The organism is Kiritimatiellaceae bacterium (assembly GCA_013141415.1).
Lineage (GTDB): Bacteria > Verrucomicrobiota > Kiritimatiellia > Kiritimatiellales > Tichowtungiaceae > Tichowtungia.
Map to the genome: position 1 here is coordinate 118,128 of JABFQY010000003.1, position 14,051 is coordinate 132,178.

The following is a 14,051-nucleotide window of genomic DNA, read 5'->3' on the forward strand; positions in this document are numbered from 1 at the left end:
ATCAGATTAAATCTCTCTGCGCTCTTTGCGCCTCTGCGAGGATTATGAAGTTAAGTTGAGTATGGTTCCTTTTACACAGTACAAGCAGTGGATGATTGAGCGGTACGGCGACGCGCTGTTCCGCGTACCCGTCGAAATCGCTTCGACCTGTCCGCATGGACGGTGCGCCTTCTGTTCTGAAAACGGAGCGCGGGCTCAGCAGACCCAGCGGCAGGAAAATCCGATCGATCAGATTGAAGCGGCGATTAAATTTTCCAAGCGGCGCTATAAGGCGCAAAAGCTGATGCTGTACGTTCAGGCTTTCACCGCCGACATGACCAGCCCCGAACAGCAGAAACTGATTCTTCAATGTCTGGAAAACTACCGGTTCGAAGCGATCAGCATCGGGACACGCCCCGATTGTCTGCCAGAGGCGGCAATTCATTTTCTGGAAACTTTAAAAACGCCCGCTGAGGTCAGCGGGCCTACAGCTTGTTGTAGGCTGGGTGACCCCACCCGGCGCGAAGTCTGGGTGGAACTCGGTGTGCAGACGGCCAACGACGAAACGCTGAAACGAATTAACCGCGGCCACGACTGGGAATGCAGTAAGAAAGCCATTCTGGCGCTGGCGGCGCGCGGAATTCACGTCGCTCCGCATATCATCATCGGACTTCCCGGAGAAACTTCCGACGACTGGAACCATACGGCGGAAGAACTGACGCAACTACCTATTTCAGGAATCAAGATTCACAACCTGCACGTCATGAAGGGAACCGAGTTGGCAAAAAAACCGCCGCCGGTGCTGAACCACTGGGAATATGCCGAGGCGCTGATGGAATTTCTGCGGCGGATTCCGGCGAAGATTCCGGTGATGCGCATTTCGACCGACACGCCGGATGAAGAATTGGTCGCTCCACACTGGCATTTAGAAAAAGGACAGTTTCTCGACTACGTCATTCAGCAGATGACTATGCGGGAAATCCGGCAGGGAGATTTATGTGGAAGAGGCTTCCAGCCTCTGGCCAGCGGCAAGGATGCCGCTTCCACATTGCCTGTCACCACCGATGACGGAAGTATCACGTTCTTCAGCGAAGACTGGAAAGAGCACTACCATACAAAAACCGGCGCGCGGCTGGAGGCAGAAAAAAAGTTTGTCGAGCCATCAGGTTTAGTTGCCAAACTCCAAAACTCAAATCTCAAACTTCTCGATGTCTGCTTCGGACTCGGCAACAACTCGCTGGCGGCGCTGTGTGCCACGAAAGGCGCAAGCCATCAGCTCGATATCACCGCGCTGGAAGTGGATAAACGAGTCGTCCGCGCCGCCGCCGAATGTTTTCAAACACTGGAAACCGATCCGGTTGATTGGAAAAAAACTCTAACGGAGCTTCTGAAATCGAATCAATCGGTAATCGGCAATCATCAATTGGCAATCCGGTGGGGCGACGCCCGCCGGCTGATCCAGAGTTTGGAAGCCGAATCATTCGACATCGTCTTCCACGATCCGTTTTCCAGCCAGCACTGTCCGGAGCTGTGGACGGTGGAATTTTTTCAACAGCTTTACCGCGTGATGAAGCCGGATGGCGTTCTGCTGACGTATTCATCCTCGCTACCGGTGCGCGGCGCGATGATCGAGGCCGGTTTTATGATCGGCGAGACAAAGCCGGGCCATCCGATGGGTAACGGCACGATCGCCGCTAAACGGCTGAGTGACATTGAGTTTCCGATCACTGAAAAACCGGATGCCCGGCGCAGTATTCCGTACCGCGACCCGTATCTCTGCGCGACCTCAAAAACCATCCTGCGTAACCGGCAGGAAGCCATTGAATAGTGCGCGGCAGAAAGGTACATTCGCCGCTCAATTTAAAGGATCTTATGAAACAGATGCTGGCCGATTTGAAACTTCCGTTGCTACTGGTGACTCTAATAAGTCTGTGTGCCGTGCTGGTGATGCCAATCACACCGATTGACGAGACGCGCTATCTGTCTGTCGCGTGGGAGATGTGGAACCACCATTCCTTTCTGGTGCCCTACTTAAACGGCGAACCCTATTCCCACAAGCCGCCCCTGCTGTTCTGGCTGCTGCACGCCGGCTGGGCGCTGTTCGGCGTGAATGATTTTACGCCGCGAATGATTCCGGGAATTTTCAGCCTGCTGAATCTTCTACTGGTGTACCGCATCAGCCTCCGGCTCTGGCCACAGGAACGCAAGACCGCTTTTTTCGCCGGGCTGATTCTGGCGACCACATCAATCTGGGATGCATGGTCTATCGTGATCATGTTCGACATGGTTCTGACGTTCTGGATTCTGCTGGGACTGCTAGGAACGCTGCGCGCCGCTGATTCGAAACGCGGCGGCTGGCTAATGCTGGCGGCCGGTATTACTGGCGGACTGCTGACAAAAGGTCCGGCTGTATTGGTCTATCTTCTTTCTGTTCCGCTTCTGCGTGCCGCATGGGATACTCGGAGAGCCACGCCGGTTCGCGCAAAATGGTACTTCGGCATTCTGGGCGCCGTTGCGCTGGGCTTTGCCGCCGCCCTGCTATGGGTCATCCCGGCGGCAATTCAAGGCGGCGAAACCTACCGGCAGGCCATTCTTTGGGGCCAAACGGCCGGACGGATTACGTCATCCTTTGCACATCGTCTGCCGTTCTGGTTTTATCTGCCGATTGTTCCGGTTCTCTTTTTTCCATGGATACTTTTCCGCCCGTCTTTCGCAAAGCTCAGTCTGAAATCAGCCGACACCGGAACCCGTTTCTGTCTGGCATGGCTTGCCCTGCCGCTACTCGTTTTTTCCATGATCAGCGGCAAGCAGGTGCACTATTTGATTCCGTTCATTCCGGCAGGCGCATTGCTAATCGGCCGTAACATTGCCAAAGCCGAAGGAACCGCCGGAAAGCGTTCGGTGAAAGCCTTCGGAATTCTTTTCCTCCTGCTTGGGCTGATTGCGCCGATTCTTCCGTTCATCAATCTCGGTGAAGAAATCGGAAAACTGCCATCCGGTTCAACATACATTGCTTCAGCGGGACTGCTGACTGCCAGCCTGCTGTTACTGATTCCGTTCCGCTCAAGCGGTAATTACGCCACAAGGCTTGCCGTCAGCATGACACTGGTGCTGATTTTCGGCCTCTTCGAGGCAAAAAAAAGCTTTATGGAAAACTACGACATAAAAGAAGTGGCCATACGCATCCGAAGTGAAATGGATGCGGGGCATGCCGTAGCAAATATGGCGAATTACCACGGGCAATATCAGTTTCTAGGCCGACTGACACAACCCATTGCCGAGTTGGAAGAAAATCCCGATGCCATTAATAATTTTGCGGCAAGCAATTCCGGCGCGCTGTTTATCAGTTATAAACACAAAGAAGACGCGCTACCTGAAGGAGCTGAAATCTGGTTTACCCACAAATACAGAGGGCGCAACGTGGTGCTTTGGCACCTATGTATCGCCCAGCCTTAAACTGCTGTCCGGCGACGGTGGGTGATATCAAGAAACAGATTGTAGGCAGCCACGCAGGCAGGAAAAAGATTCGACAGAATACCGACGGAGTCGTTTTTCCCGAACGTGAAATAAGATAGCAGGCAGACGCTTCCAGTCAGGCTCATGTACCAGAAAAGTTGCGGGAACGTCGGTTTCTTTTTCATGTGCGACGCGATCAGTTGCACAAGCCAGCGACCACCGAAAAGAACAACACCGACATAGCCAACCAATTTCCACGGTGTGACAATCCAAGCTCCAATGGTAAACAGTTCATTGTTCATTGTGCCGCTCCATCTTCGGGTAAATTACTTTGCGGTTCAGAAGCCAGCGAACGCCGAATAAATCGTAAATCCCGCGCAACGCCCGGTTCCAGTTGGTGTATTTAGAAACACCGAGAGTTCTGGCGCGATGATTAACCGGCGTTTCCGCAATGCGCAGTCCGGCATGTTTAAAAATTGCAGGAAGATAACGGTGCAGTCCGTTAAACGGAACAAGCAGTTCGACGTGTTCGTGGCGGAAAGCCTTGAGCGAGCAGCCGGTATCGCTGATACCGTCATTCAGAATGCTCCGGCGAATTGCATTGGCGGCCTTGGACGCAACACGGCGGCTCCATGTGTCGCGCCGTTTTACCCGTTGGCCGCAGGCTACATCGTTCTGATCAAGCAACGCTGTCAGCTTTTCAATGTCGGCCGGATCATTCTGGCCGTCGCCATCCATCAGCACAATCAAATCGCCGGAGGCGGCGCGCATACCGGCGTACATCGCGGCGCTCTGTCCGCGGTTTTGAGTCAGCCGGAGGCCGCGCACGGACGGTATGCCACAAATGATTTCCCATGTCCGGTCGCGGCTGCCGTCATCTACTGCGATGATTTCCGCGTCCGGCTGACAGGCCCGTACTTCTTCCAGAACGGAACGGACACAGGCTTCTTCGTTATAAAAAGGAATGACGATGGATTTTTTTACGTTGCTCATTCGGCATCTTTTTCCTGCTTCTTCGGCGGCAGGTTAAGTTTGATGTGCAGTTCGCGCAGCTGCTTAAGTTCCACTTCGCCGGGCGCGCCCATCAGCAGGTCTTCCGCTTTCTGATTCATCGGGAAAGCGATGACTTCGCGAATGTTCGGTTCGTCAGCCAGCAGCATCACCATGCGATCCACGCCGGGAGCGATACCGGCGTGCGGCGGTGCGCCGTATTTGAAAGCGCGGTGAAGCGCCGGGAATTTGGTTTCGACCACTTCCTGTCCATAACCGGCGAGATCAAACGCCTTGATCATCAGTTCAGGACTATGGTTGCGCACCGCACCGGACGAAAGTTCGGTGCCGTTGCAAACGATGTCGTACTGGTACGCCAGAATATCGAGCGGGTCTTTGTTGATCAGCGCATCCATTCCGCCTTGAGGCATCGAGAACGGATTGTGACTGAAGGCCACCTTGCCTTCATCGTCGAGCTCGTACATCGGGAAGTCGACAATCCAGCAGAAGCGGAAGACGTCTTTTTCGAGCAGACCCAGACGGTTGCCGAGTTCCGTACGAACCGCACCGCCGATGCTCTGCGCCCCCTTCAACATGTCGGCGATGAAAAACATCGTGTCGCCGTCGCCAGCATTGCCAAGCGCCTTGAGCTGCGCCAGTTCATCCGCGCTGAGGAACTTGGCGATCGGGCCTTTGGCTTCGCCGTCGGCCCAGCTGATGTAGCCAAGACCTTTGGCGCCGACCGACTGCGCGAAGGCGACCATGTCGTCGAAAAATTTGCGCGGCTGTCCGGCGCACCCTTTAACAGAAATGGTTTTAACCACGCCGCCCTTCTCTACCACACCGGCAAATGCTTTGAATCCGCAGGTGCGGAAAATATCACTGGCGTCCTGCATAATGAGCGGATTGCGCAGGTCGGGTTTATCCGAGCCGTACTTATCCATCGCTTCGCGGTACGGAATGCGAATGAACGGAATTCCATCCACTTTTTTGTCGCTGAACTCTTTGAAAATAGTGGCGAGCAGTTTTTCATTCACCGCGAAGACATCGTCCTGTGTGGCAAAGCTCATTTCCATATCGAGCTGATAGAACTCGCCGGGCGAGCGGTCGGCGCGGGCGTCTTCGTCGCGGAAGCACGGAGCAATTTGAAAATAGCGGTCGAAGCCGGAAACCATCAGCAGCTGCTTGAACTGCTGCGGAGCCTGCGGCAGAGCATAGAATTTTCCGGGATGAACGCGGCTCGGCACGAGATAATCGCGCGCGCCTTCCGGCGACGAGCTGGTGAGGATCGGCGTCTGGTATTCAAGAAAACCCTGCTCGGTCATCAGTTGACGGATACGGGAAATCACTTTGGAGCGCAGAACGATGTTGTCGTGCAGGCTCTTGCGGCGCAGATCGAGGAAGCGGTATTTGAGACGCAGTGCTTCAGAACAGTCATCGTCTTTGTTGACCTGAAATGGAATGACTTCGGCTTCGCCGAGCACTTCCATGGTTTCGGCAACCAGTTCGATTTCGCCGGTTATCAATTTCGGATTAACGGCGGAAGCATCGCGGGCAACAATCGTGCCGGTAAAACAGCAAACGGTTTCCACGCGCCAGTGTTCGATGTTTTTATAAAACGCCTTGTCTGGGCTGATTACAATCTGCGTAATGCCATAGTGGTCGCGCAGGTCGATGAACAAAACGCCGCCGTGGTCACGGATGGTGTTGACCCAGCCGGAAAGGCGCACGGTCTGTCCGACGTTTTCTTTGCGGAGCTGACCGCAGGTGTGTGTACGAAATTTATGCATAATTGATTCCATTTGTTTGTGCAGGGGCGGGATGAGTCCCGCCCTTACAGAAGTTCCATCAGTTCAGGCAATTCGACTTCCCGTTGAGAGCCGTCGGCCATGTTTTTCAAAACAAAAGTTCCTTTTTGAAGCTCGGTGTCGCCGCGAATGATCACAGCTTTTGCACCGACCTTGTCGGCGCGGCGCATCTGTGCCTGAACCTTGCGCGCAGTCAGTTCCATTTCGCAGGCAATGCCGCGCTGACGGAGCATTTGGAGCAGAAGTAGATTTTCATTCAAGGCTGCTTCGCCGAGCGAAACAATAAAAACCGGTTGAGGCGGTGCAAACTGTTCGGCCATGATTCCGGTGGCTTCAAGTGCGGCAATAACCCGCTCGACACCCATCGCAAAGCCGACGCCATCGACAGAACGTCCGCCGACATCAATGCGGTAGCGTCCGCCGCCAGCCAGTGCATTCTGTGCGCCGAGACCACCATGCACGACTTCCCAAACGGTGTGGACGTAGTAATCGAGGCCGCGAACAAGTGAAGCATCCACTTCGACATCGATTTCCAGTTTTTTCAGCGTTGCAATTACCGTGTCGAGATAGGCGCGGGATTCCGCGCTCATAAACTCGATGACCGGCGGAACGCCGGCAATGACTTTTTTAACCACCTCATCTTTGGAATCGAGCAGACGCAATACATTGGTTTCAAACCGCTGTTGCGCTTCTTCCGGTAGTTCGCTCAAGCGCGGACGAATGGCTTCGCGCAACCCGTTGACTACGGCGGCGCGATCTTCGGGAAGTCCGATGGTATTGAGGCGGATTCTGGCGCCTTTAAGTCCCCACGCGGCCAGCAAATGAACCTGCAGAGCGATGACTTCGGCGTCGGCCAGCGGATTCGGCGCGCCGACCGCTTCGAGACCGATCTGATGAAACTGGCGTTTACGACCGGCCTGCGGGCGTTCGCAACGGAACATAGGGCCCATGTAGAAAATACGCGCATTGGCGGTTTCTTCGCCACCGGAAGCAACATAGCGGATGGCACCGGCGGTTCCTTCGGGGCGCAACGACAGCTTGCGTCCGCCGCGATCTTCCAGCGTGTACATCTCTTTTGTTACCACATCGGTCGTGTCACCGAGCGAATGAGTAAAAAGTTCGAGTTTTTCGAGGATGGGTGTGCGAATCTCCGAAAAACGATAACGCGCGAAAATTTCGCGCGCCCGCTGTTCGATCATTTGCCAGAGTGCGATGTCCGGAGGTGCAATATCGGACATACCCTGGATGGGTTGGTGCGATGTGGAGGCCATGGTCTAGATGCCGGTAATCTTCTGCTTCATGATTTTGCCGGGCTTGAATTTGACGACACGACGCTCGGGAATCGTTACAACATCTTCCGGCTTATTGGGATTGCGCCCGATACGGGCTTTCCGGACATTGATTTCAAAGACACCGAAGTTGCGGAATTCAACGGTTTCGTTCTTCTGTAACGCTTCGACAATGTAGTCCAGTGATTTCTGAAGGATGGCTGCAACATCCTGCTGAATGAGCCCAGTCTCGTCTGCGATACGAACTACTAAATCTCTTTTTGTCATGGTGTCCACCGATCCCTTTCGAATTGTCTAGGCTGTAACAAGTTACAGCTTCAAACAGGCCGCCAATCTTAGTGCGGCTATGCGTACGGTCAAGCCCTATTCCGAAACGTTTTGTTCAACGCGCAGAAATTCCATGAAAAATCAGCGCCACGATCATTCCGAGAAAGGTCAGCAGCGCGAGCGTTTTGTTAAACAGGTAGAAGGTGTCGGTTGGTTTAACCATAAGCACAGGTACTCCCGCCTCAATGTGCGTCGAAGGCACAACCAGAATCCGGGTAACCACACCGCGTAAAATTTCTTCGCCGTGCGTAGTGGTCCAGGTGACATCGGCGTTTTTGGCGTTACACGCCTCCAAATCAGACCGGGCTTTCATCAGGACGCTCAGCTTTTCTTCGACTGCCGCGTCTTTGGCCGCCTTAGCGGCTTCAAAAGCGGCTTCGGCTTCGGTCACTTTGGCGCGATAGCCTTCGTCGTAAAGGCTGGCCAGCGGCACCGCATTCCCTTTGATCTCATCCCCCGGCTTGACCAGAATGTCTTTTACAACGCCGGAAACTTTAAAGGGAACAGGGATTTCCAGCGGATGCCTCTTCAAAACCTTTTCGGTCGGGAACCATGCATCACGAATAGACCAGACACAGAGAAATCCGCAAAAGACGGCGGCGACCATGAAATCTTTTGTTCCTTTAACCTGACTGAATCTGCCTTTTGCCATGTCGTGCCCCTCAGTAATGGATTAATAACTTTTTGCAAAAACCACGCGGCCTAAGCTCGGACGTCCGCTAACGACGCAGGTTCCGGCTCCGCTTTGTGCATAGTCGAACGGAATGCAACGGATCGTCACAGACAATTCGTCATTAATTTTCTGTTCGGTTTCTTCGGTTCCGTCCCAGTGCGCCAATGCAAATCCGCCGCGGCCTTTGAAAAATTCAACAAACTCGTCCCAGCTGTCAATCGTGCGGGTATTTTCCGCACGGAATGTGCAGGCCCGGTCAAAAAGATTTTTCTGCATATCGGCGAGCACATCGGCGATTGCCGCCACGAACTCGGCGCGGGGCTGTCCGTATTTTTCTTTTGCACCTTTATCACGGCGCGCCACATACACGCCGCCGTTCTCCATATCGCGCGGGCCGATTTCCACACGCACCGGAATTCCCTTCTTAACCCACTGCCAGCCCTTTTCGCCGGCATTGATGTCGCGACCATCGACGACCACTTCAACCGGGCGTCCGTCATAGTGCTGTGCGCGGAGCATGGCGGCGGTTTCATTGCAGTACTGCATAATCTTTTCTTTGTCGGCGTCGTTACGGATGATCGGCAAAATCACTACATGCGACGGAGCCAGCCGCGGCGGCATAATCATGCCGTCATCATCGGCATGAGTCATAATCATTCCGCCGATCAGCCGCGTTGAGACGCCCCACGATGTAGTCCATGCGGTTTCCACCTTACCTTCGCGTGACTGAAATTCGATGCCCGAAGCTTTGGCAAAATTCTGACCGAGGAAGTGGCTCGTTCCTGCCTGAAGCGCCTTGCAGTCCTGCATCAGCGCCTCAATGCAAAGTGTATTCACCGCGCCGGGAAAGCGCTCACCAGCGGTCTTTTCACCGGTCAAAACCGGCATCGCCATATAGTCTTCAGCGAACTGCTTATAGACGTTCAGCATCTTGACGGTTTCTTCCCACGCTTCTTCTTTCGTCTCGTGAACAGTGTGCCCTTCCTGCCAGAGAAATTCCGCCGTGCGCAGAAAAAGCCGCGTACGCATTTCCCAGCGAACTACGTTAGCCCATTGGTTGATCAGGATCGGCAGATCGCGGTAGCTTTGCACCCATTTAGCGTAGGTCGCGCCGATAATGGTTTCAGACGTTGGACGAACCACCAGCGGCTCCTCCAGTTCACCAGCCGGAATCAGTTTACCACTCGGACCGACTTCAAGACGATGATGCGTGACCACCGCACATTCCTTGGCAAACCCCTCGACGTGTTCGGCTTCTTTCTCCAGATAACTCAGCGGAATGAAAAGCGGGAAATAGGCATTCACATGACCGGTTGCCTTGAAATAACGATCCAGTGCTGTGCGGATATTTTCCCACAGCGCGTAGCCCCATGGTTTAATCACCATGCAACCGCGAACATCACTGTTCTCAGCCAGCTCAGCGGCACGCACCACCTGCTGATACCACTCCGGATAATTCTCTTCCCGCGTCGGGGAAATTGCTGTCTTCACCTGTTTATTCATGAATCAGTCCCTTCTCAAAATTTTCCTTCAGATCCGCAATACGCTTCATAATCAGCTCGCCGATCAGGCCGTAGGCATCGCGTCCTTCGCCCAGCCCGCGGATTTCTTCCTGCGTGATCAGGTTTCCGAAGATCACGGAAACTGGATTGGGCTTCCATCCCTCGCTGTGCTTAGACCATGCCTCGTAAGAGCCGTGGATATAAACAGGCACCACCGGAGCATTGCCCTTGGCAACCAAAAAACCGATTCCCGGCTTCGGCGGCTGAAGAGTTCCGTCAACCGAACGGGTTCCTTCGGGGAACAGCGCCACAGAAGCTCCATCTTTCAACAGCGCAATGGCCGTTTTCATCGCCTTTATATCGCCCTTGTCGCGATCCAGCGGAATCACGCCGACCTTATGCAAAAACCAGTTCATGAACCCTTTTTTAAACAGCGTATCACGGGCCATGAAATGAGTCATTCGCGTCCGGTAGGTGCAGGCTCCAACCGCCGGAGGATCGATGTAGCTGGCGTGGTTCGAGGCGATAATCACCCCGCCGGTCTTGGGCACATTCTGCAGTCCGTAAAATTTAATCCGGTTCTTGAGCTGCAGGCAGATCAGAAAAAAATTACAGGTCATGCTGTACCAGATCGGGTTGATCATTTTATCGTTGCGCGGCTTTTCCAGCTCCGCAATACGCCCCATCAGAATCCGGGTGACTTCTTCGATATCGTGTCCCGACGTATCAATCACATAAGCGCCAACGGCAATTTTCAGCGGAGCGGTCTTGCGCGACGAATCCTTCTGATCACGCCGCTGAAGTGATTCGAGAACTTCCTGCGCTTTCTCTGTTTCTCCGCTTGCCACCAGTTCCGCGTGACGGCGCTTGGCCCGCTCTTCCGGATTGGCATCCAGATAAAATTTGTACGGCGTTTTCGGAAATACTACCGAAGCAATGTCGCGGCCTTCCATCGCCAGCGATCCGAGCTTTTTCAGTTTACGCAGACGGGCGACCACAAATGTGCGCACCGCCGGCATCGCCGCAATATCCGAAACCGCTTCGCGTACTTCCTTGCCGCGCAGCGCTTCACCCGGCTCAACGCCGTCAATCGTGAAAGCAACCGCACCGTTACGCACTTCAAACTTCCACTTAGACTTCAGCAGAACCGGCAGAACCAGTAGCGGGTTTTTCGTATTCACGCCTTCCTGAATCATCTTCCATGTCACACCGCGATACAACGCGCCGGAATCCACATAGATGCAGTTCATCCGCTTCGCCACTTCCCGCGTCACCGTGGATTTTCCCGATGCCGCCGGACCGTCAATTGCAATAATCCGTTGTCTGTTCATTCAACCTTTCCGCCCAGCCATTCCAAATGGTTCCAAAAATCAGGATAGGATGTCGCCACGCATTCCACCTGCGCCAGTTTGACCGGAGCATTAGCGAATGTCGCCAGCATCGCCATAGACATGGCAATCCGGTGGTCGCCGTGCGAATCCAGCGGCTCCTTCGGTGCGTGCAGTCTTGCCGGACCGTGAATCGTCATGCCATCGGCGTGTTCATCCACTTCGACGCCGAAGGCCCGCAGATGCGCCGCCGTCACCGCAATACGATCCGACTCCTTCACCCGCAGTTCCGCTGCATCACGGATTACCGTATCGCCGCTGGCCAATGCGCCGGTTACCGCCAGCATCGGCAGTTCATCAATCAAATTAGGAATTTCATCGCCACCGGTTTCTGTGCCGTGCAGCTGTGTGCCGCGTACAAGCACCGTACCGATCGGATCGCCCTCTTCTTCAGTAATTTCAATTTCGATCAGTGCGCCCATCCGTTTCAAGACATCCAGCAGCGCTGTGCGGCGCGGATTCAGGCCGACGCCGCGCACAGTCAATTCTGCGCCGGGACGCGCCGCAACCGCCGCGATCCAGAATGCCGCGCTCGAAAAATCACCCGGCACTGTCATCCGGCGCGCCTTGATTTGCGGGCCTGCCGGACCGAACCCTTGCAAACTGATTTCCGACCCATTGATGTGTAACGGAATTTCCAATGCCTGAAAAAGTTTTTCCGTATGGTCGCGCGTCGGGCGCGGCTCGATCACCGTTGTTTTGCCTTCCGCAAAAAGTCCGGCCAGCAAGATGCAGGATTTCACCTGCGCCGAGGCCATCGGCAGTTCGTAACGAATACCGTGCAACGGCGTACCGTGAATCGTCAGCGGCAGCGTGCCCTTTTCGCCGGTCAGCTCAATTTTCGCCCCCATCAGCTCCAGCGGCGTTTTAATGCGACCCATCGGGCGGCGTGAAAGCGAAGCATCGCCGGTCATTGTTACGGTCATCTTCTGCCCCGCCAGCAGGCCGGCCAGCAAGCGGGTGCCGGTTCCGGAATTGCCCATATCAAGCGGATTGGCCGGTTCTTTGAACTTTCCGCCTGTGCCGGTAATCTTCAGAACATCGCCTTCGAACTTGGCCGAAGCACCCAGAGAGCACATCGCACTCAGTGTGCTCATGGCGTCTTCACCGCGCAGGAAGCCGTGGACTTCCGACGTGCCCTTCGCCAGTGCCGCCAGCATGGCGATGCGCTGTGAAACGCTCTTGTCGCCGGGAACGCCCAGCTCACCGCCGAATTTAGAAACAGGATAAATCGTTTTTGAATGCATAATTTTACCCGCAGAATACACAGAACTACACAGAACCTTTATCTTGGGTCAGAATAAATCTTTCATGTTCAAGTTTCGGATGATGCCCGAAATTGATCAAAAGACCCACTTCTAATCCGGTTGCGTTTAAATAATTCAACGTCTGAGATCGATCCTTATTTGCTAATTGGTCAGTTGCCTTAATCTCCAGAATAATTTTGCCAAAACAGACGAAGTCGGCCTTGTAAATTTGATCCAGTGGTTGTCCCTTATAACTGAGCGGCAGGATTTTTTGCGGTTCGTGCGGGATTCCCTGAAGCTTGAATTCGATCGCCAGACACTCCTGATAAACCGCCTCTAAAAATCCGCATCCTTTTTCTTTATAGACCTCAAAGCAGGCTCCGAGAATCCGGTATGTTTCTTCTTTAAATATAAATTCGCCCATTTCTGTGTCTTTCTGCGTGTTCTGCGGGCTATTGCAACAGCTCCTTGCGTTTGTCACGGGCGGCGGCGAACCAGTTGGCCAGCTTTTCGCCATCCCCTTCATCAATCAGCGCGGAAAGAGCATCGAGCTGTCCGCGAAAAGTGGACAGCGCCGCTTTCAGCGCGGGTGTATTGGTGCGAACGATATCGCTCCAGACCTGCGGCGAGCCTTCGGCGATGCGCGTCGTATCGCGGAATCCGCTGCCGCAAAATAAACCGTTGTCGCCTGCCGAAAGCGCCAGTGCGGCCGCAACAACGTGCGGCAGATGGCTGGTTGCCGCCAGAATGCGGTCATGCGAAACAGCATCCATAACCGTCACCAGCGACCCCGCGCTTTTCCAAAGATTGGAAACCTTTTCAATCGACGTTTCATCCGCCAGCATCGGTGGCGTCACGACGGTCACCGCGCCTGCATATAAATCGGCATTACCCGCCTCAATGCCCTGCTGCTCCGAGCCGCAAATTGGATGAGAGCCGATAAACTCCACATTCATTCCTTCAAGCGCACCAATCATCAGGCGGTTCAGCGCCTCTTTGGTACTGCCGACATCCGTGAGAATGGCGCCGGGTTTAAGTCCGGCACGGCAGGCTTTGGCCAGTTCAGGAATGGTTAATACCGGCACACAAAGAACCACGATGTCGGCATCCCTGACCGCTTCGGCCGGATCGGCGAAGACCGCATCCGCAATACCAAGATTCAGGGCCGCTTCACGGGTTTCCTGACGACGGGCATAGGCATGGATGCGTACCGGTACGTTGCGCTTTCTCAGCGCAAGTCCCAGCGACGAGCCCATCAGTCCGCTTCCTACTATTGCAATGGTCTGCATACAACGCTCCTAAGGTGAGCGGGGAATCTACAAAACCGGACTCCGGAAACAAAGTAGAAATGCACACCGGCCCGAAAAACCCGGCACCGGAGATTGTCTTTAT

13 protein-coding genes are annotated in these 14,051 nt (G+C 54.3%); 2 read left to right on the forward strand and 11 right to left on the reverse strand.

Annotated features, from left to right (window positions below; all coding sequences use genetic code 11):
* The first annotated feature begins 61 nt into the window (after positions 1-61).
* Together HOO88_04775 and HOO88_04780 are read left to right on the forward strand one after the other, a co-directional pair.
* Positions 62-1,807, forward strand: coding sequence for a TIGR01212 family radical SAM protein (locus HOO88_04775; protein NOU36063.1), 1,746 nt, complete (start codon positions 62-64; stop codon positions 1,805-1,807).
* 44 nt (positions 1,808-1,851) lie between these two features.
* The gene (locus tag HOO88_04780) at positions 1,852-3,435 is read left to right on the forward strand and encodes a glycosyltransferase family 39 protein (GenBank protein NOU36064.1); all 1,584 of its coding nucleotides are present in this window, start codon (positions 1,852-1,854) and stop codon (positions 3,433-3,435) included.
* Here HOO88_04780 and HOO88_04785 read toward each other — a convergent pair.
* From HOO88_04785 to HOO88_04835, 11 genes are all read right to left on the reverse strand, one after another.
* On the reverse strand, positions 3,432-3,737 hold the full coding sequence (locus HOO88_04785; GenBank protein ID NOU36065.1) for a hypothetical protein: 306 nt from the start codon (positions 3,735-3,737) through the stop codon (positions 3,432-3,434). The genes HOO88_04780 and HOO88_04785 overlap by 4 nt on opposite strands.
* Entirely contained in the window at positions 3,727-4,428 is a 702-nt protein-coding gene (locus HOO88_04790) for a glycosyltransferase family 2 protein (protein NOU36066.1), read from the reverse strand. Before HOO88_04790 ends, HOO88_04785 begins: the two co-directional genes overlap by 11 nt.
* On the reverse strand, positions 4,425-6,215 hold the full coding sequence (aspS, locus tag HOO88_04795) for an aspartate--tRNA ligase (GenBank protein NOU36067.1): 1,791 nt from the start codon (positions 6,213-6,215) through the stop codon (positions 4,425-4,427). The genes HOO88_04790 and aspS overlap by 4 nt, the downstream gene beginning before the upstream one ends.
* A gap of 44 nt (positions 6,216-6,259) precedes the next feature.
* Positions 6,260-7,471: a histidine--tRNA ligase gene (locus HOO88_04800; protein NOU36068.1), complete on the reverse strand. Its 1,212-nt coding sequence runs from the start codon at positions 7,469-7,471 to the stop codon at positions 6,260-6,262.
* Positions 7,472-7,507: 36 nt separating this feature from the next.
* A complete protein-coding gene (locus tag HOO88_04805; protein ID NOU36069.1) occupies positions 7,508-7,789 on the reverse strand; it encodes an integration host factor subunit beta in 282 nt (93 codons plus the stop codon).
* A gap of 115 nt (positions 7,790-7,904) precedes the next feature.
* Positions 7,905-8,501 (reverse strand): hypothetical protein, encoded by a 597-nt coding sequence (locus HOO88_04810; protein NOU36070.1) that lies wholly within the window; start codon positions 8,499-8,501, stop codon positions 7,905-7,907.
* Between the two features lie 21 nt (positions 8,502-8,522).
* Positions 8,523-10,025 (reverse strand): proline--tRNA ligase, encoded by a 1,503-nt coding sequence (locus tag HOO88_04815; protein ID NOU36071.1) that lies wholly within the window; start codon positions 10,023-10,025, stop codon positions 8,523-8,525.
* Positions 10,018-11,355 carry a (d)CMP kinase gene (locus HOO88_04820; protein NOU36072.1) on the reverse strand — a complete coding sequence of 446 codons (1,338 nt, stop codon included), beginning with the start codon at positions 11,353-11,355 and terminating at the stop codon, positions 10,018-10,020. Before HOO88_04820 ends, HOO88_04815 begins: the two co-directional genes overlap by 8 nt.
* The gene (gene aroA, locus HOO88_04825; GenBank protein ID NOU36073.1) at positions 11,352-12,659 is read right to left on the reverse strand and encodes a 3-phosphoshikimate 1-carboxyvinyltransferase; all 1,308 of its coding nucleotides are present in this window, start codon (positions 12,657-12,659) and stop codon (positions 11,352-11,354) included. Before aroA ends, HOO88_04820 begins: the two co-directional genes overlap by 4 nt.
* A 25-nt stretch (positions 12,660-12,684) precedes the next feature.
* Positions 12,685-13,083 carry a GxxExxY protein gene (locus HOO88_04830; protein NOU36074.1) on the reverse strand — a complete coding sequence of 133 codons (399 nt, stop codon included), beginning with the start codon at positions 13,081-13,083 and terminating at the stop codon, positions 12,685-12,687.
* Between the two features lie 28 nt (positions 13,084-13,111).
* Complete coding sequence (locus HOO88_04835) at positions 13,112-13,948, reverse strand: prephenate dehydrogenase/arogenate dehydrogenase family protein (protein NOU36075.1); 837 nt, start codon at positions 13,946-13,948, stop codon at positions 13,112-13,114.
* Positions 13,949-14,051: the final 103 nt, after the last annotated feature.

Coding starts and splice junctions, on each gene's coding strand:
- HOO88_04810 (NOU36070.1), bottom strand. CDS start 8,501: ATGGCAAAAGGCAGATTCAGTCAGGTTAAAGGAACAAAAGATTTCATG.
- HOO88_04775 (NOU36063.1), top strand. CDS start 62: ATGGTTCCTTTTACACAGTACAAGCAGTGGATGATTGAGCGGTACGGC.
- HOO88_04805 (NOU36069.1), bottom strand. CDS start 7,789: ATGACAAAAAGAGATTTAGTAGTTCGTATCGCAGACGAGACTGGGCTC.
- HOO88_04785 (NOU36065.1), bottom strand. CDS start 3,737: ATGAACAATGAACTGTTTACCATTGGAGCTTGGATTGTCACACCGTGG.
- HOO88_04830 (NOU36074.1), bottom strand. CDS start 13,083: ATGGGCGAATTTATATTTAAAGAAGAAACATACCGGATTCTCGGAGCC.
- HOO88_04780 (NOU36064.1), top strand. CDS start 1,852: ATGAAACAGATGCTGGCCGATTTGAAACTTCCGTTGCTACTGGTGACT.
- HOO88_04835 (NOU36075.1), bottom strand. CDS start 13,948: ATGCAGACCATTGCAATAGTAGGAAGCGGACTGATGGGCTCGTCGCTG.
- HOO88_04815 (NOU36071.1), bottom strand. CDS start 10,025: ATGAATAAACAGGTGAAGACAGCAATTTCCCCGACGCGGGAAGAGAAT.
- aspS (NOU36067.1), bottom strand. CDS start 6,215: ATGCATAAATTTCGTACACACACCTGCGGTCAGCTCCGCAAAGAAAAC.
- HOO88_04820 (NOU36072.1), bottom strand. CDS start 11,355: ATGAACAGACAACGGATTATTGCAATTGACGGTCCGGCGGCATCGGGA.
- HOO88_04800 (NOU36068.1), bottom strand. CDS start 7,471: ATGTCCGATATTGCACCTCCGGACATCGCACTCTGGCAAATGATCGAA.
- HOO88_04790 (NOU36066.1), bottom strand. CDS start 4,428: ATGAGCAACGTAAAAAAATCCATCGTCATTCCTTTTTATAACGAAGAA.
- aroA (NOU36073.1), bottom strand. CDS start 12,659: ATGCATTCAAAAACGATTTATCCTGTTTCTAAATTCGGCGGTGAGCTG.